Below are 25,102 nucleotides of genomic sequence, written 5' to 3' on the forward strand. Positions count from 1 at the left end.
AAATACAGGGACGGTCCGGGAAATCATCCTGATACAAAAAAGAGATTCCTTGAATAAGGAATCTCCTCGTGAGGTGCCTAGCGGAATCGAACCGCTCTACATGGTTTTGCAGACCATTGCCTAACCTCCCGGCCCAAGCACCATTGCAGTTTTGATTTTGCGAGTGCAAAGATAAGCACTTTATTCGGTCCTGCCAAATATTTCAACGACTTTTTTCAAGAAAGACAACACAAACCCCTTCCGGGCAAATCTCCCGGCAGTTTCCCCTGTAAGAAAGGACAGACCGGTCCATTGGGGACCGCCCTACCCGAGGTGTCTCTGCCGTCCAGCTGAAGGCCTGTTCCATGAAACTGGTGCCATGCAGGTGTTGTGGAAGGGAGTCCGACGCCAGATTCTTCAAAGGTGTTTTCCGGAATCCGTCTTGAAGCAGACCGGCTTCTTCCGCCCTTTCAGTTTCTGCTGCGCCTTCAACCGGTCGTGCAGGGCACAGCCTGCACAGCCATGACACGGATCATTCGCCGTCTGAAAAGTCTCCCACACCCGGCAGGCTACGTACCCCAGGGCGCAGAGAAGCACGATGGCCAAGACAATATACTGCCACATACCAGCCTCCTTTCTGCATCAGACGGGCGTGTCGGTCGGATCCTCGGAGAAAAGGTCCTCGGTGAAATGAAGCTCGTCTTCATCGAACCATTTCGAGAGTTTCTCACGTGCCTTCGCCTTCATGTCTTCATCTACCGACGTCCACACCTTGCCCAGCGCATAGAGCAGTACCGTAAGGTCATCGCCCAGTCCGGCAATGGGAATCGCGTCCGGCACGACATCCAGCGGTGAGATGAGATAGCCCAGTGCGCCGATGATGATTGCCTTGTCCTTCAGCGACACCTTGTCGCTCTGTATCAGGTAATACAGGATAAAGGCCACATAGACCAGCTTGGCGCCGGCGCGCTTCGCAATGCGCTGTATCTTTTCGACAAACCCCTGCTGGGAAAACTTGTCTTTGTATTTCTGCAAATCGGGTAATTCCATATCGTTGTCAATATTTGGTTGCACTTACAGCGTATCTACGGACCCATACGCCCCCGGACAGAAGGCCGTGGATGCAGGTACGCCGCATCTTCTCCTGACGTAGCCTCACTTGAAGGCCAGCACCCGGTCGACGTAGGCCTTTTCCTCCGGATAATCACGGCCGGCACGTCGGATCCGCCGCCGCACCAGTGCTTTCATCAGGATCCTGTAGACCAGGAAGAGAACCAGCCCCACCGCTATGGCAGCCAGTACATTCCATACCCCTTTGAACGGCAGCGATGAGTCGGGGAAAGCCGACATCACCAGAATCGGGAGACAGAGCAGGATGCCCGCCACCGTGTAGCGCGACCGTTCCGTCCCCTCGCTGTCCAAGGCCGCCTGATAGTCGAACAGGTAATCGGAGAGGCTCTCCGCATCCACACCTGCCGGCATCTGCGGAAATCCCGCCTCGTCCATGTGGTTTCTGATTTTATTCTCCACCGTGTGCTGGAAATCGTCCAGTACCGTCACGTATTGCTCTTCTAAATCTTTCATGTACGTAAAAATCTTATTGCCCACAACAACCGTCCCCTGACTTTCCTGCCGGACTGCACGGAACCGGGGACACAGGGAGGCACGCCCAGAAAAAACCGCCGGTCTTCCGCCGGTACGGATCCTGCCGGCGTTTCATGGCTTCTTTGTCTTTATGCGGCATCTCCAGCATTCCCCCTTCGGCTGCATGGTCCGCCATGCTCCTTGCAAGAAAAGGCCGCATCTGCCCGTCTGACAGACAGGAAACCGCCAGAGGTGGATTCCAGATCCTGCCATGAAAGAAAAAATAAAGCAGTGCCCCTGTAAGCCGGGTTCCGTCTCTTCCTCATCTTTCGATAATAGGAAGATGCCTGTCATTTATCTACTTTGCAAGTCGCCCTGCAACTCAAGCATTCTACCCTCCGTTGTGCTTGCGCTCGGGCGGGCAGCCCTCAGACAACGGTTTACATGAACTTGCAGCTCCTGAACGGCACAGCCAGACGATCACCCGCCTGCCGGTGGTCTCTTACACCGCCTTCTCACCCTTACCATCCGCTGCCGGATGGCGGTTGTTTTCTTCTGCCTACATCTACTGTCACCAATAGCTTCTGTTTTCGGAAGCAGGATGCCCTATGCTGCCCGGACTTTCCTCTCGCATCCGTTACAGATGCCAGCGACAGAGCCGGGGCACTGCCTTATCATGCGTGCAAAGATAGTGGAAAACATGGAAAAGGCAAAATTTTTTGCCGGTTAAGTACATCCTCAAGATGAATTGCCGGTGAAATCATCTCCGCTTCCTGCACGACGGGAGGATTCTCAACGGTCGGGAACCGGATTCCCGGACGTTGGGAATGCTGTTCCCAAGCCTTGGGAATGCTGTTCCCGACCGGTTGGGAACAGCATTCCCGTGCGGTTTACTTTTTTCCGGGTTGTCCGGAGACGGAGCGCCCCCGGATCCGAAGAGGGGGGGCGGAGGAAAGGGTAAGCTGAATGAATGTAAATTTAACCACACTTCTAATTAAGAGCCGTTAAGGGGCGATTTTGAAGTGTTAAAATCGGATAAAGATAGCTGACAGAATGGCGGATTTACGTTTTTTGCCTCTATATTTGCACCCACCGAAATCATCGGGAGGCGTTTTGTAAAGATTCCCGTTGGAACATTCAATAGAAATTAACGAACAGAAAAGAATATGAAGAATTTATCAAAGTATCTGGCAGGTGCAGCCTGTGTGACCGCCCTCGCCTTTTCCACAGGTGCTTTCATCAAAGTCTATGCGGCTGAAGCACCCGTTACAGCTCCCGGACAGCCTGTCGACCTGACTTATGCGGCTGAGAAGGCACTCCCGGCTGTAGTTCACATCAAGTATGTCCAGAACTCGAAGACACAGACCGTCGATGTCCAGGACGACCCGTTCGGCGGCTTCTTCGACCCGTTCGGCTTCTTCGGCAATCCGGGGCAGGGCAACGGCGGATCCCGCCGCCAGAAGGTGCAGACTCCGAAGAAAGAAGCTACCGGAAGCGGTGTCATCATCTCACCGGACGGTTATATCGTGACGAACAACCACGTGGTGGAGGGGGCCGACGAGCTGACGGTCACACTGAATGACAACCGGGAGTTCTCCGCCCGCATCGTCGGGACGGACAAGCAGACCGATCTCGCCCTGCTGAAAGTAAACGCCAAGAACCTTCCCACACTGCCCATCGGCGACTCTGACAAGCTGAAAGTGGGCGAATGGGTCATTGCTGTCGGCAATCCTTACAACCTCAGCTCTACCGTCACCGCAGGTATCGTGAGCGCCAAGTCGCGTGGACTGGGTGCCACCCAGAACGGCATTGAGAGTTTCATCCAGACGGATGCTGCCATCAACCCCGGCAACTCGGGCGGCGCACTGGTCAACACACAGGGCGAACTTGTCGGCATCAACGCCATGCTCTACTCACAGACAGGCGCATACAGCGGCTATGGGTTCGCCATCCCGACGACGATCATGAACAAGGTCGTCGACGACATCAAGAAGTATGGCAGCGTACAGCGTGTCATGCTCGGCATTCAGGGCGGCGACGTGCTGAATTACATCAACGCGCAGAAGGAAGACGGCAAGAACGTCGACCTCGGCACGAACGAGGGAGTCTATGTCAACGAGGTGTCCGAGGACGGCAACGGTTCTTCCCTGGGCCTGATGAAAGGCGATGTCATCACCAGGTTTGACGGTCAGAAGATAACACGCATGTCCGAGCTCCAGCAGGCGCTTAACAGCAAGCGTCCGGGCGACAAGGCCTCTGTGACCTACCTCCGTCACAAGAAAGAGATCACCCGGACTATCACCCTGAAGAATGCACAGGGGACAACGAAGTTCATAGAGCAGGCGGACATCGACGTGCTTGGCGGACAGTTCCGTCCTGTCCCCGAGACCTTGAAGAAGCAGCTGGACATCAACTACGGACTTGAAGTGCTGAAGGTCAGCAACGGTGCGCTGAAAACCGCCGGCATCAACCGCGGCTTCATCATCCAGAACGTGAACGACACGATGGTAAAGAGCATCGACGACCTGCAGAACCTCGTCAAAAAGGCTTCCACCAGCAAGGATCCGGTACTCTATATCCAGGGAATCTATCCGACTGGAAAGAAGGCCTACTTCGCCGTTCCGCTGTCCGATTGAACACGGATTCCGGTGTCCTGAAAGAGACGGAATCAGCCATGCGGGAAACCTCCATCCTCATGTTCACGACATGAAGATGGAGGTTTTCCATATTATAATAAGGTAACATTTTCTCCGTTTTATTTGTTCAACTCGTTGAATTTGTGTAAATTTGCCGTCACTTTACATAATGCCACGCACATGAGACAATTGAAAATCACGAAATCGATTACGAATCGGGAGAGCGCCTCTCTCGACAAGTATCTACAGGAAATCGGTCACGAGGAAATGATCAGTATCGAAGAGGAAGTCGAACTTGCCCAGCGCATACGGAAAGGTGACCGGAAGGCTTTGGAACGTCTGACGAAAGCCAACCTGCGATTCGTTGTCTCTGTCGCCAAGCAGTATCAGAACCAGGGGCTTTCCCTGCCCGACCTGATCAACGAGGGGAATCTCGGCCTGATCAAGGCTGCGGAGAAGTTCGACGAGACGCGTGGCTTCAAGTTCATTTCCTATGCCGTGTGGTGGATCCGGCAGAGCATCCTGCAGGCCATCGCCGAGCAGAGCCGTATCATCAGACTGCCTTTGAATCAGGTCAGTTCGGTCAATAAGATCAACAAAATTCTGAACCGTTTTGAACAGGAGAACGAACGCCGGCCCAGCATCGATGAGATCGCCCAGAGCACCGACCTACCTGAAGACAAGATCGCCGACGCGATGAAGGCCAACTCGCGGCACGTATCGGTGGATGCGCCGTTCTACGACGACGAGCAGAGCAGCCTGCTCGATGTCATTCCCAACGACAATGCGCCGTCTACCGACAGAGGGCTGGTGGAAGAGAGCCTGCGGGAGGAGATCGGCAGAGTCCTGCAGATCCTTGAAGACCGGGAGAAGATGGTGGTAGAGGCCTACTTCGGCATCAACCAGCGTGAAATGACCCTGGAAGAGATCGGCAGCAAATACAACCTCACACGTGAAAGGGTGAGACAGATAAAGGAGAAAGCCATCCGGCGCCTGCGGCAGCAGACCAACAGCAAGGTTCTGAAGGCTTATTTAGGACAATAAATCAACACAGAAAGATAGATTATAATGAAGATGAGACTCCGTCAGATGTTCGTCATTGCAGCACTGCTGCTGGGATGGGTGAACAGCAGTTACGCCAAAGGATACAAACCCGCCAAAGTCTATGTGTTCGGCTTTGCAGCCTCTTTCAACGACTCGACCGTCTATATGACTGACATCCAGCAGGTCGACGCCTATCTCGTCAATGACCGCACGCATTTCCTTGCCAACCGCGAGGATTACTCTTACCAGCTGCGTTCCTATCTGCAGGACAACGGCCTGGAACACTACCCTACCTGTGTGACGATGTTCGCAGAGAACGAGAAACAGGCCATGAAGAAATACGTGAAGTTGAGAAACAGATACGAGAAGTCCAAAAAGAAATACGTCATCAAGGGAATTGCGGAAAGCCAGTTCGGCTATAAGACCGTTGAACCCGACGAACTCGCCGTCTACAACAGTTCACAGAATCCGGGGAAGAAGACCAGGAAATCGAAAAAGAAGATACGGCCGGAAGAAGATGGAGACAAATAACTTCAACATAGCCGACCTCGACGTGCAGATTGCTTTCCGTGACACGGCTGTCAACGGAAAGCAGCTGCTGCATTCTCTTGAACCCTTCAGGACCGGCAGGCCTTCCGAGGAACTGTTCTTCCGGCTGACGGTCGACGACACGCTCCGACCTATCCCGAAAGAACGGCGAAAGCGCATCCGCACCTTTGACACGGGCAACGGTGACACGATCGTCGACCGTGTGGATGACGGCGGCTATCAGTATATCATCAAGGACATCAACGGTGCAGGCTGCTGCCTGCTGCAGTGCAACAAGGACTTCACCGACTGCCGCTGTGCGCTCAACGGCAGTACGAATATGCGTATATTCGGACTGAACAATGCGCTGATGCTCATCTTCGCCTTTGCCGGAGCACACCGGAATGTCCTGCTGATCCATGCCTCCCTTGTCCGCCACAACGGCTACGGCTATGCCTTCATTGCCAAGAGCGGGACGGGAAAGTCCACACAGGTCAGCATGTGGCTGCGCTATGTCCCGGGGTGCGACCTGATGAACGATGACAATCCCATCGTGAGAATCATAGAAGGTAAAGCGTGGATATACGGCAGCCCATGGAGCGGGAAGACCCCCTGCTACCGCAATGTAAAGGCCCGTTTAGGTGCGCTCACACGCATTGACAGAGCAGCAGCCAATTCGGTGGAAAAGCCCGACCCTATTTCGGCTTTCGCCTCTCTCCTGCCCTCCTGCTCCAGCATGAAATGGGATCCGGCAATCTACAACGCCATCTGTGACACCATTACGAAGGTGGTAGAGACCGGGAGAATATTCACGCTGCACTGTCTGCCCGACCGGGAAGCGGCCGAAGTGTGCTGCAAGGCCGTGACAGAAGGAGAAAACTCATAAAGACCCGGCTATATGCCCAAGATACCTCTTACAGCCTCTGAGATTCAGTTCGCCAATGCCGACTTCCTCCCCGAGGTGGTCAAAATGCTGAACGAAGGCCATACGGTCACACTGCGACTGCGTGGCTTTTCCATGCGTCCTTTCCTTGAGAACGACCGTGACAAGGCTCTTCTGGTGAAGCCTTCTGCCGTAAAAGTGGGCGATCCTGTCCTGGCAGAAGATTCTCCCGGACACTATGTCCTGCACCGGATTGACAGGATAGAGGGAAATCATGTCACCTTGCGCGGTGACGGAAATCTCGGTGTCGAGCATTGCAGGATGGAGAACATCGTCGGCAGCATCATCGGTTTTTATCGGAAAGGGCGGTCGCACATGGACCGCACAGACGGGTGGAAATGGAGGCTGTACAGCTTTTTCTGGATACGGCTTCTCCCCCTGCGGCGATACCTCCTTGGGATTTACCGCCGCCTGTGGATTCCGTACTTCGGGCCGGTTTAATGTCAGTAAGAACAAGAAAATCACCAGTTAAGTATGAAAGTAAAAAACGGTTTTAAACTCCGTGAAGTATGCGGGGAGCATATCATTGTTGCTGAAGGGGATGAAAACATTGATTTCAGCAACATCATCTCTATGAACGAAAGTTCCGCTTTTCTGTGGGAAGAAGTGCAGAAACGGAGTTCCTTCACAGTAGAGGATCTTGTGGAACTGCTCTGCGGTGAATATGAAATCGACAAACTTACTGCCCGGAAAGATGCCACCGCGCTTGCTTCCCAATGGGGCGTTGCAGGAATCATCGAAGGGGAGGACATTCCGGAGATGATTGCTGAGAAAGTCGGAGAAGAAGTCGGTGAGGAAGTCCAGCCTTCAGCAGAAGGCCTTTCTCAAGAGCAGCGGAAAGAATGTGGACAGACTCCGAAAAAAGGTCTCTTCAAACGGATCTTCGGATAGGATGAGCTTGGCGAAAGAGCCAGGAGGCTATAACTCGGATGCCCCGGATGGAATAGCTCTGCCTGACTCCATCCGTACAGAAAAGCGTTATTGACAATCCATACGTCGCATATCTTATAGTCTCTTCACAGAACTGTCTTGCAGAGGCCTCGGATTCCCTTTGATTGATCCGGAGAGGGACAGACTATCTTCCGGAGACGCTTGAAGAGACGGCAGAAAACAAAAAAGACCATTTCCTTACTCGAAAAACGAAACAGGAAATGGTCTTTTCTATTGGATTGTTTCAAACTGTAAGAGGCACGGGAAAGCGTTTGCATTCTTCATGCATCTTACGGTAAGCAAGTCGTCGCTTATTTGGCATAGGCCACAGAACGGGTTTCACGGATGACCGTGATCTTCACCTGTCCAGGGTAGGTCATCTCGTTCTGGATCTTCTCTGCAATCTCAGAACTGAGCTTCTCACTCTCCGCATCGTCCATCTTGTCAGCACCTACGATGACGCGAAGCTCACGACCGGCCTGGATGGCATAGGTCTTCGTCACGCCCGGATAACTCATCGCAATGGCCTCGAGGTCGTTCAGACGCTTGATATAAGCCTCGACGATCTCACGGCGGGCACCAGGACGGGCACCGGAAATCGCATCACAGACCTGCACGATCGGTGCAAGGAGCGTTGTCATTTCCACTTCATCATGGTGGGCTGCGATGGCATTGCAGATATCCGGTTTCTCCTTATACTTCTCGGCGATCTTGCCACCATAGAGGGCGTGCGGGAGATCGGTCTCTTCATCAGGGACTTTGCCGATATCGTGCAGCAGTCCCGCGCGTTTGGCCTTCTTCGGGTTCAGTCCCAGTTCGCTTGCCATGACAGCACAGAGGTTGGCGGTCTCACGTGCGTGCTGCAAGAGGTTCTGGCCGTATGAAGACCGGTACTTCATCTTGCCGACAATACGGATCAGCTCCGGGTGCAACCCATGGATGCCGAGGTCGATGGCTGTCCGCTTTCCGGTCTCGATGATCTCGTTGTCGAGTTGCTTCTTGACCTTGGCGACAACCTCCTCAATGCGTGCAGGATGAATACGGCCGTCTGCTACCAGCTGATGAAGAGCCAGACGGCAGACCTCACGGCGGACAGGGTCGAAAGCGGAGATGACAATCGCTTCCGGCGTATCGTCAACGACAATCTCGACCCCGGTCGCAGCTTCAAGGGCACGTATGTTCCGCCCTTCACGGCCGATGATACGGCCTTTCACCTCGTCACTGTCAATGTGGAATACGCTTACGGAGTTTTCGATCGCCGTTTCTGTGGCAACCCGCTGGATCGTCTGGATGACGATTTTCTTCGCCTGCTGGTTGGCATTGAGCTTTGCCTCGTCTACGATCTCATTGACATAAGATGCAGCATCAAGCCTCGCCTGGTCTTTCAGACTTTCCACCAGGCGCTTCTTGGCCTCTTCCGAACTGAGACCGGAGAGTTCCTCGAGCTTCGTACGCTCCTGCTCCTGCATCTTCTCGAGATCCTGTTGCTTCACCTGCAACAGTTTCTTTTCATTGTCGACACGCTGCTGCTGCTGGTCGACATCCTGCCTGCGACGGTTGATTTCCTCCTGACGCTGGTTCAGTGCGACTTCACGCTGCTTCAGCCGGTTCTCACCCTGCTGTATCTTCAGCGTACGCTGCTGCACTTCTTTTTCCAGTTCACTCTTCTTGTTGAGGAATTTCTCTTTCACCTCCAAGAGCTTCTTCTCTTTGATTACCTCTGCAGCTTTCTCTGCTTTCTCCATGGTGTCTCTGTACTTCCCCGTCAGGATATAACGGAAGACCGCAAATCCACCGGCACACCCTGCTGCGAGGCAAATCACAGCTATGATGACTGTTACTATTGGACTCATTGATTCTTAATTATGATTTAAATTAAATATTCCCGTTACTTCTTCAGTGCATCTTCAATTTCAGAAGTGAGTTTTCCGAGAATATCATTGAATGGAGCCGTATCATTACGTGCACGTTCTTTCTTATACCGCAATGCGATATCCAACATCGCCATGTACAAGATGTCCCGATTCTCCTTCTTGCCTTTGAAGAGCGTGGAATAAGTATTGATGGTGTCCGTAATGAGCTTGGCTGCCGAACGATAATACTCCTCGTCTTCCCGTGGAACATTCACGGAGAGTTCTGCATTGTAAACGTGCAATCGTATGTGTAGCTTATCGTCTGCCATTACATTCTATTTTATTTCTCACTTAGAAGCGTGATACACTTGTTCACGTCACGGATCAGCTTGGCGACGCGCTTCTGTGCCGTTTCCATGTCCCCATCCGTGATCTCGAGCATCTTAGCCATCTTCAACGTATTGTAGTCGGCATGCGCCTGAGCCAGCTCCTGCTGCAGCTGCGTTATCTCCCGGTCACGCTGGTCGACAAGCGTATACAGTTCGTCATTCTCCTTTCTCTGCGCTTCGTACTGAAGGATCATCTGACGTACACGCGTCGCAAACGTATTCAGAGATTTCTCATTCGCATTCATAGCTAATCTGTTCGTTTTGGCTACAAAATTACATTAAAGTTTTTATTTAAGCAAACATCTTTCTGATTATTTTGCCGGTGTCTCCTCGGCCGGTTTGGGCTCTTTCTTTGCCAGGATCACCATCTGGTAGACAAAATCCGTTGTCCATTTCCGGCTGAATCCCAGACGATGGTCGTACTGGCGAATGGACATGACAGCCTTGATGATGCCGGGGTCGGAGAAACTGTTCTTCTCATAAATGTCATTCACGGTCTTCTCGGTCATGGTGTAAATGGCCTTCTTGAAGAATCCCGGGACACGCAGCTTGAACTTCATCAGATTTCCTACCAGCATCATCAGGTCCTGGGTGAAGCCCTGGAACATGTACAGGTAGGGCTGTACATCCTGCATCTTCTTGCAATTCTTTTTGATGCTCGCATCTATCTCATCGAAGAAATCGTCGTCAACTTTATAAATGTTTTTCATCGTCTTGCGCACGCTTGCCTTCTCTCCTGGACCGAGTTTGTTGTTCAATGTCGGAACACGGAAGGTCTGCTTATAAGTACGAAGGTCGGGGAGTGTCGCCAAGTTGTTGATGCCCAACCGTCCTGCAAGTGCTGCCTGGAAGTACACCCGTACAAGTGTCATATAGTCTTCCATGCCGCCGGTCTTGCCCTGTGCATTTTCTTTCTTTCCTAAGATCTTTGATAGAAATCCCATATTCTTTTTGAAGTTTTAAAAGTAATTGAGGAGTACCCTTTTCGTTTACCGATTGCAAATTTACACAAAAACTGTGATTTATAAGCCAGTGAGGTGAAGAAAATGTTTATTTCCTTAATAGGAAAGTTAATAAGAAACACGAAAAGTACCCGACAAGCAAATGTTTTCTCTTTTTAAAGACTCTTTAATTCGATTTTAATTATTACCTTTGCACGCAGAGATATCCGATTTTCCAAATGAGAGAGTATAACGGCAACGATTTTATCAAATGGTTAGTTATCTTCAATGATTTCATCATCTTGAACATAACTATGATGGCGTTTCTGCTTCTCCCCCCAGAACACGCTCCGGAATTTATCTACACGGAACCCAGGATTTTCTTCTTTGTCGGAAACGCTACCATGATTCTCGCCCAGCTTGCTTTCTCGACAATCATCAATCTCCGGCACCTTACCTTCCAGGACATTCTGACACGTGCCTGCAAACTCGTCATCACGCAAGTTGCAGTCGCTGCGGTCTTCCTCCATTTCATGAAAGACGCACAGAACCTTTTCACGTTCTCGGCCGAATTCGCACTTAGCCTCTACACGCTGATCATACTTGCAAGAATCATCGAGCGCTGGCTCTTAAGGCGTTACCGGCAGAGAGGAGGAAACAGCCGTTCTGTCCTGCTCGTCGGAAACGACCCGGCGCTCATCAGCGTTTACAGGGAACTGACGAACGACCCTTCTACGGGATACATCATCAAAGGCTATTATGCAGATGCCCCCATCCGCAACCTTCCGGACGGGGTGGCTCTGACGTATATGGGTACCATTGCCGCCCTCAACAGGGACATGGTCCCTTCTGTCAACGTCAGACCTTACGACGAGATCTTCTGCAGCATGTCGCACAACGATGCTGAAGAGATTGTGAAACTGATGCGGTTCTGCGACGACCATGTCATCCACTTTCACTATGTTCCCCGTATGTTTGCCAATTACCAGCTCAAGCTGACGGCAGAACGTGTAGGCAGTCTGGATCTCTTCACCAATCATATCGAACCTTTGTCTGACATGGGAAACAAGTTCATCAAGAGATCCTTCGACATCATCGTCAGTCTGCTTGTATGCCTCCTCCTCCTTCCACTCATCCCATTCATAGCCCTCTGCATAAAGCTGCAGAGTCCCGGTCCCGTGTTTTTCAGACAGGAGCGGACGGGGCTGAACGGGGTGACCTTCCTGTGTTACAAGTTCCGCAGCATGCACGTCAACAGGCAGGCGGACACGGCACAGGCAACGAAGGACGACCCGCGCAAATTCCCCTTCGGCAATTTCATGCGCAAGACAAATCTCGACGAGTTCCCGCAGTTCTTCAACGTCCTGCAGGGGGACATGAGCATCGTAGGACCGCGTCCTCACATGCTCTACCATACGGAACTCTATTCTGAGATAATAGACAAGTACATGGTAAGGCATTTCTCAAAGCCCGGCATTACCGGCTGGGCGCAGGTCACGGGATACCGGGGCGAGACCAAGGATCCGCGGCTCATGGAGGAAAGGATAAAGCATGATATCTGGTACATAGAGAACTGGACCTTCTGGCTCGACATGAAAATCATCCTCATGACAGCATGGAGCATCGCCCATCCGGACAAGCATGCGTATTGACTTCGTTTCATGCCGCCCCATACAGGAAGATGCCGTACAGGAAAAGAAACAACTACTAAATAAAAACAGATTTCAAACAACACCATTATGAAAGGTATAGTTCTTGCAGGAGGATCGGGAACCCGCCTCTACCCTATCACCAAAGGCATAAGCAAGCAGCTTATCCCCATCTACGACAAGCCGATGATCTATTACCCCATTTCCGTGCTGATGCTGGCAGGAATCAAAGAAATACTGATCATCTCCACCCCTTTCGACCTGCCGGGTTTCAAGCGGCTGTTAGGTGACGGAAGCAGCTTTGGTGTACACTTCGAGTATGCAGAACAACCTTCACCCGACGGACTGGCACAGGCCTTCATCATCGGCGAGAAGTTTATCGGAAACGATGCCGTCTGTCTGGTCTTAGGCGACAACATCTTTTACGGAGCAGGACTCAGCAGCCTGCTGTACAGCAGCGTGCAACGTGCAGAGAAGGAAAACAGGGCAACCGTCTTCGGTTACTATGTCAACGACCCCGAACGGTACGGTGTGGCGGAGTTTGATGAGAACGGAAGATGCCTCAGCATAGAAGAAAAGCCGGAACACCCCAGGAGCAACTATGCCGTCGTAGGGCTTTACTTCTATCCCAACAGTGTCGTCGGAATCGCCAGCCGCATCGAGCCTTCCGCAAGAGGCGAACTGGAGATAACGACCGTCAACCAGCGCTATCTGAATCAGGACGCGCTGATGGTACAGACACTCCAGCGCGGTTTTGCATGGCTCGATACAGGCACCCACGACAGCCTGTCGGAGGCAAGTACATTCATTGAATGTATAGAGAAACGGCAGGGACTTAAGGTGGCCTGTCTGGAAGAAATCGCCTACAAGAAAGGGTGGATCACAAAAGAAAGACTGAGAGAAGAAGCCCGGCCCATGGCAAAGAACAACTACGGGAAGTATCTTCTCCGGCTTGCAGAAGAAGACGTATAACCCCTTACGGATCGACATCAGGAAATAAAGAACGAAAAGAAATATGGAAGAGAAAACAAAATTAGAACAAGGACAGGAGCAGGAGGCACAAGAGACCAAATCCTCCATTGACTTCGCAGTCCTCTACCGAACCATCATACTCAACTGGTACTGGTTCATCCTGTCACTGATCATCTGCGGTGGCTTAGGCGCGATTTACCTCAGATACGCCACTCCGAAATACCAGTCCTCTGCCAAGCTGCTGATCAAGGATGATGACAGCGGAAGCAAGCGCGGGCAGTCTTTACAGAACATGACGAACCTCGGCATCATCTCCAATTCCGCCGGAATCGACAACGAGATGGAAATCCTCAGCTCGCACTCTATCGCCGAAGATGCCATCAGAGACCTGAAACTCTACGCAGACTATTCGACGAAGGGCAGAATCAAGAATATCATACTCTATCGCGACCAGCCGCTCAACGTGGATGTGGACAGAGCACATCTGGAAAAGCTGAACATGCCAATCGACCTGGCCATTACGAGGAACGGCACAACATACAGTGTCAGCGGGACCTATTCTGTCCCGACGGACGAAAACGAGAGTGAAGGCCCCTTCTCCCTCAACAGGAAGTTCACTTCGCTTCCCGCAACCATCGCCACCCGCGCCGGCATCATCACCATCAGCTCCAACAACGGACACAGCCTGCATGACGGACAGACCCTGAAGGTCGAAATCCTCTCGCCGAAGATGGCATCAGACAAGTACGTCAGCGAGCTACAGGTCGCACAGACTTCAAAGACCACCTCTATCGCACAGCTTCAGTTGACGGACGAGGTGCCGCAGCGTTCGCTGGACTACCTCAGGCAGCTTGCCATCGTCTACAACCGGCAGGCCAATGAGGACAAGAACATCGTCGCCCTGCGTACCGAGAAGTTCATCAACGGCCGTCTGCAGAAAATCAACGCCGAACTCGGCAAGACGGAAGGACAGCTGCAGAACTACAAGCAGCAGAACGGCATGGTGGAACTGAAGCTGAACGCCGGCAATGCCGTCACCAACCAGAACGAGTCCGAACTGAAACTGGCGGACATGCAGACACAGATCGAGCTCTTCGGAACCATCGCACAGGAGGTCGAAAGTTCGTCGAGAAACCTCTCACAGGTAATCCCTTCTAATGTGGGTCTGGACGACCAGAGCTCCACCTCCCTGATCAACAAGTACAACGAGCTGGTGCTCGAACGCAACCGTCTGCTCCGCAGTGCTTCCGAGAACTCGCCGGTCGTAGAGCCGCTCACGGTCCAGATCCGCGAACTGAACGGGAACATTCGACGCGCCATTGCGGCGGCCCGGCAGAATCTGCAGATCCAGCGGGATGCCCTGGCGGCACAGGTCAGCAAGTTCAACGAACAGGTCGCCGAGACTCCTCAGCAGGAACGTATGCTGACACAGATCGGCCGCCAGCAGGAAGTCAAGTCGGGACTGTACCTCATGCTGCTCCAGAAACGTGAGGAGAACAGCATCTCCCTGGCCGCTACAGCCGACAAGGGAAAGCTGATCGACGACCCGCAGCTCGACGGGAAGATCAGTCCGAGGTCTTCCATCATCCTGCTGATCGCCCTGCTGATCGGACTGGCTATTCCGGCCTTGATCATCTTCCTGCAGCAGTTGTTCCGCTACAAGATCGAAGGACACGAGGATGTGGTACGGCTTACGAAACTCCCGATCATCGCCGATGTGGCCATCGCAAGCAATACCGCAAAGGGAAAGGCCGACATTGTCGTGCACGAGAATCAGAACAACCAGATGGAAGAGATCTTCCGCTCCATGCGCACCAACCTGCAGTTCATGCTGCATGAAGGACAGAAAGTGGTGCTCTTCACCTCCTCTACCTCCGGCGAGGGCAAGACCTTCACGGCTGCCAACCTCTCCGTCAGCTTCGGTCTCCTGGGCAAGAAGGTCATCCTGGTAGGTCTTGACATCCGCCGTCCCCGTCTGGCCGAGCTCTTCGGCATCCAGGACCACAGGCATGGAATCACCAATCTCCTTGTCAAGGAGTCTCCGACAGCCGCAGAAGTACGGGAACAGATCCTGCCCTCCGGTGTCAACAAGAATCTGGATCTCCTTATGGCAGGCCCCGTTCCCCCTAACCCTGCCGAGCTTATCGCCCGCAAATCATTGGAGGATATTATCGGAATATTGAAAGACGAGTACGACTACATCATGATTGACACGGCACCTGTCGGTCTGGTAACCGACACGCTGCAGATTTCCCGCGTGGCCGACGCTTCCATCTATATGTGCCGTGCAGACTACACGCCGAAGGCGAACTTCGAGATGATCAACGCACTGGCCAACGAGAAGAAGCTGCCTAATATGGCGGTTGTGCTGAACGGTATCGACATGTCCAAGAAGAAGTACGGCTACTACTACGGCTATGGCCGATACGGTAAGTACGGACGTTACGGACGTGGACTCAGCAGCTATGGATACGGACAGTACGGACATTATGGCAACTACGGCAACTACGGCAACTATAGCAGCAGCCATTATGGCAATAAGGATGATCACTCTATAAAGAGATAAACATAGAAGAAGATGACAATTGCAGTTGATTTCGATGGAACCATCGTAGAACATAAATACCCGAAAATCGGTGACGAAGTACCCTTCGCCACCGATACACTGAAGATGCTGATCAAGGACGGACACCGGCTGATCATGTGGAGCGTAAGGGAGGGCGACCTGCTTCAGGAAGCGGTCGACTGGTGTCATGCACGCGGTGTAGACTTCTGGGCCGTCAACAAAGACTACCCGGAGGAAGAGAAAGACAAGAACAACCACTTCTCAAGGAAACTCAAGGCGGATATGTTCATCGACGACCGCAACTTCGGCGGGCTGCCCGACTGGGGGACCATCTATCAGATGATTACGCACCATGAGACCTGGGAGAGCCGTGGATTCGGACATCATTCATTCGAGGAGCATAAACCGCCGAAAAAAAAGCATTGGTGGAGTCTCTGAGCAAGCTGCACATGTCAGGCCTGCCGATCAGGTCTGGAAGCGAGCCGGAAAGCGGTCAGCCCAAAACACCAGACCAAACGGGAACTGTATTCCCAAGGCTTGGGAACAGCATTCCCAAGGCTTGGGAACGACATTCCCAGCCGCTGGGAACAGCCGTCCCGACCGGTCGGACACAACTCTTCCCGGCAATCAGGGAAATACCGGCGACTGACCGGCCGGCTACTTACTGACGGACGAAAGTATCCCGGAGGATGGAACCTACTCTCTGGACAAGACAGAAAAAAGCAAGGAGGAGAATGTAAAGATGGCATTCTCCTCCTTGCTTTTTCCATATCAAGAGGTCAGGATTTCTTCGCAAATCATGTCACTCGTCCCTGTCCCCACTGACTGTACAGAAAACGTCACCCGGCCAAAAAGACCGAAAGAGCGTCGCATACCCTACCGTAGGGAACGATGCCCCCGTCTGTCCGCAAGACAGACTGTTCGTCGAACAGACGAGGGGTGCCCGTCCCTGCTTGTGCTGCCACATGCACTCTTGACCCAGCCCTATTGGTCCTGTGTGAATGTACGTGTCAACACCGGCGGAAGAAAAGAGCGGAAGCAGACAATACCGTCTTACTTCTGCAGCTGACGCAGGCGGCGCCGCAGATAAGCCTTGTAAATCATGTGCCACCAGCGCGAAACAGGACGGCCCCATATCGTCTCGGAGGGGAAGTCCATGGCAAAATGCAGGTTCCTGTATATCTCGACGAAATACTGCGAATAGACTGACTTCCCCGCAAAAGAATAGCGTCTGTCATGAAAGCCGAAATTCCCTGCCTGCAGCATTTCGGATACCAGCATCCTGCCGATCCTCTCGTCTGGTTCCAGCAGCAGATACTGATCGGGAAGCCCCAGCGTCTCCTTCATCACATACATCACGGCCGCTGCGAACTTGTACATTCCTGTCTGCCGGAAGATGCGCAGCGTTCTCCGGCGTTCTTCCTCGCTGAAGCCGTGGAGAAGCAGATAGTAATAATCTATCATCTGACGAAGGCCGATGCCCTCAAAGAAGAAATGGTGCATGAGGTGTGACATCTGGAAAACCCGGTTGAACTCGTCGGTCAGGGTGTACATATACCCTGATCCGTCAGGCAGCTCCGTCAGCTTTTCAAACTGTGAAGCCTTACATTGGTTGAAAAAACGCCGCAACCTGTATTCATGCCATAGATTGCCCATGAAGGATGGGAAGAAATGTACTTCGACAGGGGTCTTGAAACACCCGACCTCAATATGATGATAGCCGATTTCCCCGTGTTTGTCCAGCTGTCTGGAAATGCGGATGACATCCAATGTCTCCGCATCTGTCCAAAGGTCAATGTCGCCCGATGTCCGCATATACGGATCGGGATACATCAGCGCATTTGTCTGTCCTTTCAGCACACAGCTATGCACACCATATTCCTTCAGCATCAAGGCCGTGAGCATAGAGGCATCCTTGTAGGCCTGCCGGTTAGCCCGTTCGATAAACGAACAGCTGCCATACCATTTTAGGATCTGCTGTCTGCCGGGACGGTGTTCGGACTTGGAAAGGCGCTTGATTCCATGGAAAAAGACACCCAGAATGGCTTGCTTGTAACCGAAGTCATAGAGGGCGTCCCAATCCATCTCGGCCAGCCCGGCCGGTTCCTGCGCTTCTTCCCGCAGACAGAAACGCAGGAAGTCGGCAAAAAGGGCGGACAATTTCATTTCTTTCTCATTCATTTGCGACGATTCGTTTGCACCGCCTTCTCCCGTCAGGATACATCTTTCCTGTCAAGAACGGAGTACTTGCTGTTGTTGCTTACATATTCCGGCACGATTTCCTTCATCTTGCCGACGATGGCCATGTCATTGTATGTATGGCTCAACGAGACAAGAGAGACGATCTGACTGTTTACCGCCTCGTAGTCATACTCGCATACCTTGGCGATACGGATTTTCTCATGGAAACTCGGAAGGGTGTCCTCCTTCGTGCTCAATACCTCTTCGTAGAGCTTCTCGCCAGGGCGCAGCCCGGTGTATTCCACTTTGACGTCCTTGGCCCCGGAGAGCCTGATCATCCGTCGGGCAAGGTCGGCTATCCTGACCGGCTGGCCCATATCGAAAACGAATATCTCCCCGCCGATGCCATGAGTGCCCGCTTCAAGCACCAGCTTGCAGGCCTCCGGGATGAGCATGAAGAAACGGATAATATCGGGATCGGTGACCGTGACCGGCCCGCCGGCCTTAATCTGCTTTTCAAAAAGCGGTATCACGGATCCGTTGGAGCCCAGCACGTTTCCGAAGCGGGTCGTTACGAATTGTGTCACCGGCCTGCTGCCGGCCTGCCCGTTGATTTTCCTGTTCAGACTCTGGCAGTAGATCTCGCAGATGCGTTTGGAACAACCCATCACGTTGGTCGGGTTCACGGCCTTGTCGGTGGAAATCATCACAAACTTCCTGACACCATACTTCACGCTGAGATCGGCGATGACTTTCGTTCCCCAGACATTGTTCTGTATGCTCTCCGAAGGATTGTCCTCCATCATCGGGACGTGCTTGTAAGCGGCGGCATGGAATACATAGTCGGGGCGGTAGGTCTGGAAAATCTTTTCCATGCGCTCCTCGTTGGCGATGCTGGCAACGATGGTGTGCGCCTTTATCTCCGGCCAGTCAAAGTGCATCATCAGCCGGATGTCATGCTGGGGGGTCTCCGCCTGGTCTATCAGGATCAGTTCGGAAGGTTCATAGACAGCTATCTGGCGCACCATTTCGGAGCCGATGCTGCCGGCAGACCCCGTTATCATGATTTTCTTCCCACGCAGAAGACGGCCGATGGCGTCCATGTCCACATGGATCTGTTCACGGGGCAGAAGATCCTCTATGCTGATTTCCTTAAGCTGCACCTGGGAATAGTCGTCATCCTGCTTCCATTCCTTCTCTCCCGAACTCATGAAAATCTGGATGCCAAGGCCGAGGAGCGTGTCCTGCAGCTTCTGGTCATTACGGAAGTACTCATTCTGCAAGGGCGAGACAAGGACTGCCTGGATGTTCATATCCTTGATGTGTTCTGCAAGTTTGTCATCCGCTACATACACCTTCGTGCCCATGAGGATACGTCCCTTGATGGACGGATCATGAGAGATAAAACCTTTCAGCAGAAAACGGCAAGGCCGTTCGCTGCGGATGATTTTCGCCAGTCCTACACCGCCGTCCCTCACACCATAGATGAGTGTACGCATCCCCTTGTCCGTATTGAACAGGACATCGTAGAGCGACTTCGTCAGGATACGGAACGCCATCATGCCGATGGTCGCGACAAGATACATGGCGGCAATCTGCCGTCCTTCGAGCCGTACAAACTCCAGATTCCAATGATAGACCACGTAGTGCATGGCCTCTGCAATGCCCAGCGAGAGCAGCATTGCCAGTCCCACACGCTGCAGATCGACGAAGGAAGAATAGCGGATGATGCCCGAATAGGTACGGAAAAGCTTGAATCCTATCAGGTTGAAGACCATATACATGAAGATGGTCTTGGTCAGCAGGGCGATGTTTCCCAAGGCTACCGCCCCGTGATAATACAGCCAGAAGACGAAGATGCCGGAAAGGTAACAGATAAGAATGTCCATGCCGAGCACCACCCAGTAAGGAAGGGCATTAACAGAAAGATACCAGTTGAAAAGCTTGTCGACTACCTTCATATCCCATTCATAAATTAAGCCATAACCCTCTCTGAATGCAGAAAGAAGGCCTGCAAATCCATTTTATTAGTTTTAATTTAGGCTGCAAATTTAAGCAAAAAAACTTAAACGTCCTAATTTAAGTCGCAGAGAATTGACCCCTCTGCAACGGATTCGCGCTTTTCCATCACCGCACATCCATCTGGATATGATAAAGTCCTGCGTAGAGACCGGACTGATGGGTGAAGGTGAGGATGACCTCACGTTCGCCGTATGCAGTCGGGCTGCCTTTCCGTTCAAGGATGAAATTCCCGTCCAAGGTACGATAGTCTCCTCCACCGAGCACAGCATAACCGCACTCTACAGCCTGCCGGGCAAAGGAACCCATCTCGGCTTCCGACCATGTAAAGAGGTTAATGCGGTTAATGGAAAGGCTGTCTCCCATGGAGGAACCGAAAAAGCCCGCCTGCCGCGGTCTGTCACCCGTCACCCTGTCTTTTCCTGTCTGTGCATCATAAGGCAGATGGTGATGGAGGATTATTTCCTTCTGTGCGCCGTAGCCGTTGACGGTCTGGGTGTCCTCCAACCGGAGGCGTCTGCCTAAACCTGTCAATTCGTCTATCCGTTTCAAGCTTTCTTCTTCCCGGCTCAAAAGGCCATATAGATAGGAGAAAGGGAAAAAGGACTGGCCGTCTTCTGATGCGATGACCGTCTTTTCGTCTCTCGCAGAGGCAGAGTCGGCCGGCAGACGGTCTGGATACTTCACGTCCGCCACAAGCTCTTGCTCTTTTGTCATGTCCTTTGAGGGTCTTCCATCACGGGCTTTCGAAGGAGTCTTGCCGGCGGTATGGGATCCTTGGAAATCCGCATCTCTACGCACATCTTCCTGTCTTACATCTGAAGTCACGTGCTTCTCCGGACGGTCTTCGCTTTCTCCGGACTCCGGTATGCCGGATTCCCGGGTCCTGGAGATGGTCTTCGACTGTGCCATGATCAGCGCCTCATCGTGCCGGAAACGCTCACAGAAAGCATCCTCGTTGGTCTGTCGGTCTATGTAGTGGTCTTTTCCGCCCTGTATCTCTCTGACCTTAGCCCCGTTCCGCCAGACGGTTGTATATTCCAGATGTCCGTTTTCATCATAAGTATAGCATGGGCCGTCGAGGACACCGTTCCGGTAACTCAACTTCATTCCAATATTTCCACTTGGGAAAAAAGACAGCGCTCTGCCGTCCGCCTTGCCATTTCTGTACTGCATGACGGACTCTACCCTGCCTGACTTGTGGAATGTCCGGCATACCCCGGTCAGTACGGTCCTGCGGTCATTCTGTCTGTCAAGACTTGTATAATGCTTCTCGGCCTGCAGCTGTCCGGTGATGAAATAGTCGTAAAACATCTTCTGCCCCTTTTCATCCACAGCAAGAACACGATAATAGGAGGCCTTGTCAGCACTGGGAACAGGCTGCCACCGGCTGTTATAGAACAAAGCTCCATGAGGAATGTAGCTGCGTGAAACCTTCTGGGCTGAGGCCAGTTGGAACACGGCGCATACCCACATAACAATGTGCAAACGTCTCATATAAAATCTTTAATACGACCGCAAATATACATCAATGAAGCTGAAAAAAAGAATTTTCCTGTGTTTTTTCACCAGAGAACGATTGTATTTCAAAACAAAGTAGTATCTTTGTCACGTCATCAGACTATAACTGAAAATCGATTAACTATGCCAGAACAAAAAAAGACGATCAAAGACTTTAGCCAGCTCATCGCTCTTCTCAAGGAGAAGAACGTCTGCAAGCGCACCGCCGTGGCGTGGCCGGAGGATGCTCATACGCAGGAAGCTGTCACCAGGGCAGCGCAGGAAGGGTTTATAAGCCCTATACTGGTCTGTTCCGAAGAAACCGCAGAAGGCTATGCCGGCAGGCATGGCTTTCAGTCGGTCATCGCCCGGACACCTGAAGAGGCGGCACAGAAAGCAGTCGGACTGGTAAGGGAGAAACAGGCAGATGTCCTCATGAAAGGGTTCTTGAACACGGATGTGCTGTTGCGTGCCATTCTTGACAAGGAGGTCGGAATCCTGCCGAAAGACACGGTGTTGACCCATATCACCGTCGCCAAACTGCCCGAATACCACAAGCTGCTGTTCTTTACCGATGCGGCGGTCATCCCCGCCCCGACGGACAAACAGCGACGGGAACAGGTCAGATACGTTGTCGATTTCTGCCATGCCTTCCAGATTGATTGCCCGAGAGTCTCCCTTATCCACTGTTCTGAAAAGGTAGACGAACGCCATTTTCCTTATACCGCATCCTATGCGACACTCCGAGAGGAAGGGGAGAACGGAGCTTTCGGTTCCTGCCTGATAGACGGTCCTTTGGACCTGAAGACCTCCTGTTCGCCTGAGGCCATGAGCGTCAAACGGATCGATTCCCCCATAGGAGGCGATGCTGATGCCTTGATTTTCCCCGATATTGAAGCCGGAAATCTGTTCTACAAGGCCGTCACTCTCTTCTGCCGTGCAGAGACAGCTGCCGTCCTTCAGGGTACAATGGCGCCCGTTGTACTTCCCAGCCGAGGCGACACTGTCGAATCCAAATTATACAGCCTCGCGCTGGCAAGCCTGATTTCCAGGTAGCATATCCCCTCTACATTAAGGTGCAACAAGACATTATGCCATACAAGATATTAGCAATCAACCCCGGCTCGACTTCCACAAAGATTTCCCTTGCTGACGACGACCAGCCGGTGTTCGTGGCGGACATCACCCACTCCCAGGAAGAGCTGAGCAAATTCAAACGCATCTCCGACCAGTTCCACTTCCGCAAGCAGGTTGTCATAGAGGAGCTGAAGAAACGCAATATTCCCCTTGACTTCGATGCCGTCATCGGTCGAGGCGGACTTGCCAAACCCGTTCCCAGCGGTGTCTTCTCCATTACTGAAAAGATGATCCTCGACCAGCAGCAGGCTATCCACCAGCACGTATGCGACCTCGGCTGCATGATTGCCGACGAGATAGCCCGTGAGATTCCGGGGTGCAGGAGCTTCGTAGCCGACCCCGGTGTCGTAGACGAGATGGAGCCCGAGGCACGTATCTCAGGCTCTCCGCTGATGCCCCGTATGTGTATCTGGCACGCTCTGAACCAGAAAGCGATAGGCAGACGATTTGCCAAAGACATGGGGACAACCTATGAGAAGCTAAACCTCATTATATGCCATCTGGGCGGAGGAATCTCCATTGCGGCCCATGACCACGGCAGGGCCGTCGATGCCAACAACGCCCTGGATGGAGAAGGACCGTTCTCTCCCGAACGGGCCGGGTCGTTACCCGCAGCCGACCTGATCCGTCTCTGTTTCAGCGGGAAATACACCGAAGACCAGCTGCTGAAGAAAGTAAGCGGACAGGCTGGACTCATCGCACACCTCGGAACCAACGACCTCAAGGAGATAATGAACTGGATAAAAGCAGGTGACAAGCATGCCGAACTCATTGTTTCAGCCATGATATGGCACATCGCAAAGAATATTGCAGCAGAAGGTGCCGTACTGTACGGGAAAATCGATGCCATTCTTCTGACAGGCGGCATGGCGAAATGTGACTATATCATCGAAAGGCTCAGGCGGCGGCTCAGCTATCTTGCCCCGATCCACGTCTATCCCGGGCAGGACGAGATGCTGGCACTGACCGAGAATGCACTGGCTGTCCTGTGCGGAGAGAGAACGGCACGGGAATATTGACGAAAGTCACCGTCACGATCAGGAATCCTAAACAATTCAACTATCATTTTATAATTTAAAACTTATAATTTAAAACCAAATCTTATGAAGGTACATGAATACCAGGCAAAGAAATTCTTTGCAAGTTATGGACTTCCGGTGGACCGCAACATCATCTGTCGCACCCCCGATGAAGCTGTAGCTGCCTACAAGCAGTTAGGTGTTGAGAAAGCCGTGGTCAAGGCACAGGTTCACACGGGCGGACGAGGCAAGGCCGGTGGTGTGAAACTTGGCAGCAGCGAAGCCGAGATCCGCCAGCATGCTGAGGCGATTCTGGGCATGAACATCAAGGGGTTTATCGTCGACAGGGTGCTCGTGAGCGAGGCCGTCGACATCGCATCAGAGTACTACATGAGTATCCTTGTAGACCGTAAATCGAAGTGTCCGATGTTGATGCTGAGCCGTGCCGGCGGTATGGACATCGAGCAGGTTGCCAAGGAGACACCGGAAAAGATCGAGAAGATCGTCATCGATCCCGTTGTCGGCATGAACGACTACCTCGCCAGAGAGGCTGCCTTCAAGCTCTTCGACAACATGGCGCAGGTGAAGCAGGCTGTTCCCGTCTTTAAGAACATCTATAAGCTGTTCACAGAGAAAGACGCCTCGCTGGCAGAAATCAATCCTCTGGTCCTGCTGAAGGATGGGACACTGAAAGCAATCGATGCCAAGATGACCTTCGACGACAATGCCCTCTTCCGCCACCCGGATGTGGCCGAACTCTTCGAGCCGACCGAAGAAGAACGCAAGGAGCGTGAAGCCAAGGACAAAGGGTTCAGCTATGTGAACCTCGGAGGAAGCATCGGCTGCATGGTAAACGGTGCCGGTCTTGCCATGGCTACCATGGACATGATCAAACTGTATGGCGGCGAACCTGCCAACTTCCTCGACATCGGCGGCAGTTCCAATCCCGAGAAGATCGTCGAGGCGATGAAGCTTCTCTTGAGCGACAAACATGTAAAGGTCGTATTGATCAATATCTTCGGTGGCATCACACGATGTGATGATGTGGCCAACGGACTTCTGGAGGCTTTCAAGGTAATCGAGACCGACATACCTATCGTCATCCGTCTGACAGGAACCAATGAAGCCGAAGGAAGAGCCATCCTCGAAGGCACTCATTTTACCGTCGGCACAAGCATGGCCGACGCAGGACACAAGGCTGTAGAACTGAGCAAAAAACTTTAAAACACAAG

General features: G+C 52.4%; 23 protein-coding genes, 1 tRNA gene and 1 other RNA gene. 13 read left to right on the forward strand and 12 right to left on the reverse strand.

Annotated elements, in window-relative coordinates; all coding sequences use genetic code 11:
- Positions 1 to 71: 71 nt before the first annotated feature.
- The 5 genes from HMPREF9141_RS13710 to rnpB all read right to left on the reverse strand — a co-directional run bounded on the left by HMPREF9141_RS13710 (position 72) and on the right by rnpB (position 2,233).
- Positions 72 to 142: transfer RNA gene (locus HMPREF9141_RS13710), tRNA-Cys, on the reverse strand.
- A 254-nt stretch (positions 143 to 396) separates the two neighbouring features.
- Complete coding sequence (locus HMPREF9141_RS09680) at positions 397 to 603, reverse strand: hypothetical protein (protein WP_007368543.1); 207 nt, start codon at positions 601 to 603, stop codon at positions 397 to 399.
- Positions 604 to 621: 18 nt separating this feature from the next.
- Entirely contained in the window at positions 622 to 1,029 is a 408-nt protein-coding gene (locus HMPREF9141_RS09685; protein WP_007368544.1) for a YkvA family protein, read from the reverse strand.
- A 105-nt stretch (positions 1,030 to 1,134) separates the two neighbouring features.
- Positions 1,135 to 1,563: a hypothetical protein gene (locus HMPREF9141_RS09690; protein WP_007368545.1), complete on the reverse strand. Its 429-nt coding sequence runs from the start codon at positions 1,561 to 1,563 to the stop codon at positions 1,135 to 1,137.
- 284 nt (positions 1,564 to 1,847) lie between these two features.
- Positions 1,848 to 2,233: RNase P RNA component class A (gene rnpB / locus HMPREF9141_RS12495), an RNA gene on the reverse strand.
- A gap of 496 nt (positions 2,234 to 2,729) precedes the next feature.
- Between rnpB and HMPREF9141_RS09700 the strand changes: the two genes are divergently transcribed.
- From HMPREF9141_RS09700 to HMPREF9141_RS09725, 6 genes are all read left to right on the forward strand, one after another.
- On the forward strand, positions 2,730 to 4,199 hold the full coding sequence (locus tag HMPREF9141_RS09700) for a trypsin-like peptidase domain-containing protein (protein WP_007368547.1): 1,470 nt from the start codon (positions 2,730 to 2,732) through the stop codon (positions 4,197 to 4,199).
- A gap of 180 nt (positions 4,200 to 4,379) precedes the next feature.
- A complete protein-coding gene (locus HMPREF9141_RS09705; protein ID WP_007368548.1) occupies positions 4,380 to 5,243 on the forward strand; it encodes a sigma-70 family RNA polymerase sigma factor in 864 nt (287 codons plus the stop codon).
- Positions 5,244 to 5,267: 24 nt separating this feature from the next.
- On the forward strand, positions 5,268 to 5,774 hold the full coding sequence (locus tag HMPREF9141_RS09710) for a hypothetical protein (protein WP_007368549.1): 507 nt from the start codon (positions 5,268 to 5,270) through the stop codon (positions 5,772 to 5,774).
- Positions 5,761 to 6,657, forward strand: coding sequence for a hypothetical protein (locus HMPREF9141_RS09715; RefSeq protein WP_007368550.1), 897 nt, complete (start codon positions 5,761 to 5,763; stop codon positions 6,655 to 6,657). Before HMPREF9141_RS09710 ends, HMPREF9141_RS09715 begins: the two co-directional genes overlap by 14 nt.
- Positions 6,658 to 6,669: 12 nt before the next feature.
- On the forward strand, positions 6,670 to 7,155 hold the full coding sequence (locus HMPREF9141_RS09720) for a S24/S26 family peptidase (protein WP_007368551.1): 486 nt from the start codon (positions 6,670 to 6,672) through the stop codon (positions 7,153 to 7,155).
- Positions 7,156 to 7,188: 33 nt separating this feature from the next.
- A complete protein-coding gene (locus tag HMPREF9141_RS09725; protein WP_007368552.1) occupies positions 7,189 to 7,605 on the forward strand; it encodes a PqqD family protein in 417 nt (138 codons plus the stop codon).
- A gap of 350 nt (positions 7,606 to 7,955) precedes the next feature.
- On the opposite strand, the gene rny is transcribed toward HMPREF9141_RS09725, so the two are convergent.
- The 4 genes from rny to HMPREF9141_RS09745 all read right to left on the reverse strand — a co-directional run bounded on the left by rny (position 7,956) and on the right by HMPREF9141_RS09745 (position 10,830).
- Positions 7,956 to 9,497: a ribonuclease Y gene (gene rny / locus HMPREF9141_RS09730; RefSeq protein WP_007368554.1), complete on the reverse strand. Its 1,542-nt coding sequence runs from the start codon at positions 9,495 to 9,497 to the stop codon at positions 7,956 to 7,958.
- A 35-nt stretch (positions 9,498 to 9,532) separates the two neighbouring features.
- On the reverse strand, positions 9,533 to 9,826 hold the full coding sequence (locus tag HMPREF9141_RS09735) for a cell division protein ZapA (protein WP_007368555.1): 294 nt from the start codon (positions 9,824 to 9,826) through the stop codon (positions 9,533 to 9,535).
- An 11-nt stretch (positions 9,827 to 9,837) separates the two neighbouring features.
- Positions 9,838 to 10,131, reverse strand: coding sequence for a coiled-coil domain-containing protein (locus HMPREF9141_RS09740; RefSeq protein WP_007368556.1), 294 nt, complete (start codon positions 10,129 to 10,131; stop codon positions 9,838 to 9,840).
- Between the two features lie 66 nt (positions 10,132 to 10,197).
- Positions 10,198 to 10,830, reverse strand: coding sequence for a DUF8491 family protein (locus HMPREF9141_RS09745; protein ID WP_007368557.1), 633 nt, complete (start codon positions 10,828 to 10,830; stop codon positions 10,198 to 10,200).
- A 236-nt stretch (positions 10,831 to 11,066) separates the two neighbouring features.
- On the opposite strand from HMPREF9141_RS09745, the gene HMPREF9141_RS09750 reads away from it, so the two are divergent.
- From HMPREF9141_RS09750 to HMPREF9141_RS09765, 4 genes are all read left to right on the forward strand, one after another.
- A complete protein-coding gene (locus tag HMPREF9141_RS09750; protein ID WP_007368558.1) occupies positions 11,067 to 12,479 on the forward strand; it encodes an undecaprenyl-phosphate glucose phosphotransferase in 1,413 nt (470 codons plus the stop codon).
- An 87-nt stretch (positions 12,480 to 12,566) separates the two neighbouring features.
- A complete protein-coding gene (rfbA, locus tag HMPREF9141_RS09755) occupies positions 12,567 to 13,448 on the forward strand; it encodes a glucose-1-phosphate thymidylyltransferase RfbA (RefSeq protein ID WP_007368559.1) in 882 nt (293 codons plus the stop codon).
- Between the two features lie 43 nt (positions 13,449 to 13,491).
- Positions 13,492 to 16,014 carry a GumC family protein gene (locus tag HMPREF9141_RS09760; RefSeq protein WP_007368560.1) on the forward strand — a complete coding sequence of 841 codons (2,523 nt, stop codon included), beginning with the start codon at positions 13,492 to 13,494 and terminating at the stop codon, positions 16,012 to 16,014.
- 12 nt (positions 16,015 to 16,026) lie between these two features.
- Positions 16,027 to 16,452 (forward strand): BT0820 family HAD-type phosphatase, encoded by a 426-nt coding sequence (locus tag HMPREF9141_RS09765; RefSeq protein ID WP_007368561.1) that lies wholly within the window; start codon positions 16,027 to 16,029, stop codon positions 16,450 to 16,452.
- Between the two features lie 615 nt (positions 16,453 to 17,067).
- On the opposite strand, the gene HMPREF9141_RS09770 is transcribed toward HMPREF9141_RS09765, so the two are convergent.
- From HMPREF9141_RS09770 to HMPREF9141_RS09780, 3 genes are all read right to left on the reverse strand, one after another.
- Positions 17,068 to 18,195 carry a nucleotidyltransferase family protein gene (locus HMPREF9141_RS09770; RefSeq protein WP_007368563.1) on the reverse strand — a complete coding sequence of 376 codons (1,128 nt, stop codon included), beginning with the start codon at positions 18,193 to 18,195 and terminating at the stop codon, positions 17,068 to 17,070.
- 32 nt (positions 18,196 to 18,227) lie between these two features.
- The gene (locus HMPREF9141_RS09775; protein WP_007368564.1) at positions 18,228 to 20,156 is read right to left on the reverse strand and encodes a polysaccharide biosynthesis protein; all 1,929 of its coding nucleotides are present in this window, start codon (positions 20,154 to 20,156) and stop codon (positions 18,228 to 18,230) included.
- 166 nt (positions 20,157 to 20,322) lie between these two features.
- Positions 20,323 to 21,711 (reverse strand): toxin-antitoxin system YwqK family antitoxin, encoded by a 1,389-nt coding sequence (locus HMPREF9141_RS09780; RefSeq protein ID WP_040554799.1) that lies wholly within the window; start codon positions 21,709 to 21,711, stop codon positions 20,323 to 20,325.
- Positions 21,712 to 21,858: 147 nt separating this feature from the next.
- Between HMPREF9141_RS09780 and HMPREF9141_RS09785 the strand changes: the two genes are divergently transcribed.
- The 3 genes from HMPREF9141_RS09785 (at position 21,859) to sucC (ending at position 25,094) form a co-directional block, all read left to right on the forward strand.
- Positions 21,859 to 22,770 carry a phosphate acyltransferase gene (locus tag HMPREF9141_RS09785; RefSeq protein WP_007368566.1) on the forward strand — a complete coding sequence of 304 codons (912 nt, stop codon included), beginning with the start codon at positions 21,859 to 21,861 and terminating at the stop codon, positions 22,768 to 22,770.
- A gap of 35 nt (positions 22,771 to 22,805) precedes the next feature.
- On the forward strand, positions 22,806 to 23,870 hold the full coding sequence (gene buk / locus HMPREF9141_RS09790) for a butyrate kinase (protein WP_007368567.1): 1,065 nt from the start codon (positions 22,806 to 22,808) through the stop codon (positions 23,868 to 23,870).
- Positions 23,871 to 23,954: 84 nt separating this feature from the next.
- Positions 23,955 to 25,094, forward strand: a complete 1,140-nt coding sequence (gene sucC, locus HMPREF9141_RS09795) for an ADP-forming succinate--CoA ligase subunit beta (protein ID WP_007368568.1) — start codon at positions 23,955 to 23,957, stop codon at positions 25,092 to 25,094.
- Positions 25,095 to 25,102: the final 8 nt, after the last annotated feature.

It is taken from the genome of Prevotella multiformis DSM 16608 (assembly GCF_000191065.1).
Taxonomy (GTDB): domain Bacteria; phylum Bacteroidota; class Bacteroidia; order Bacteroidales; family Bacteroidaceae; genus Prevotella; species Prevotella multiformis.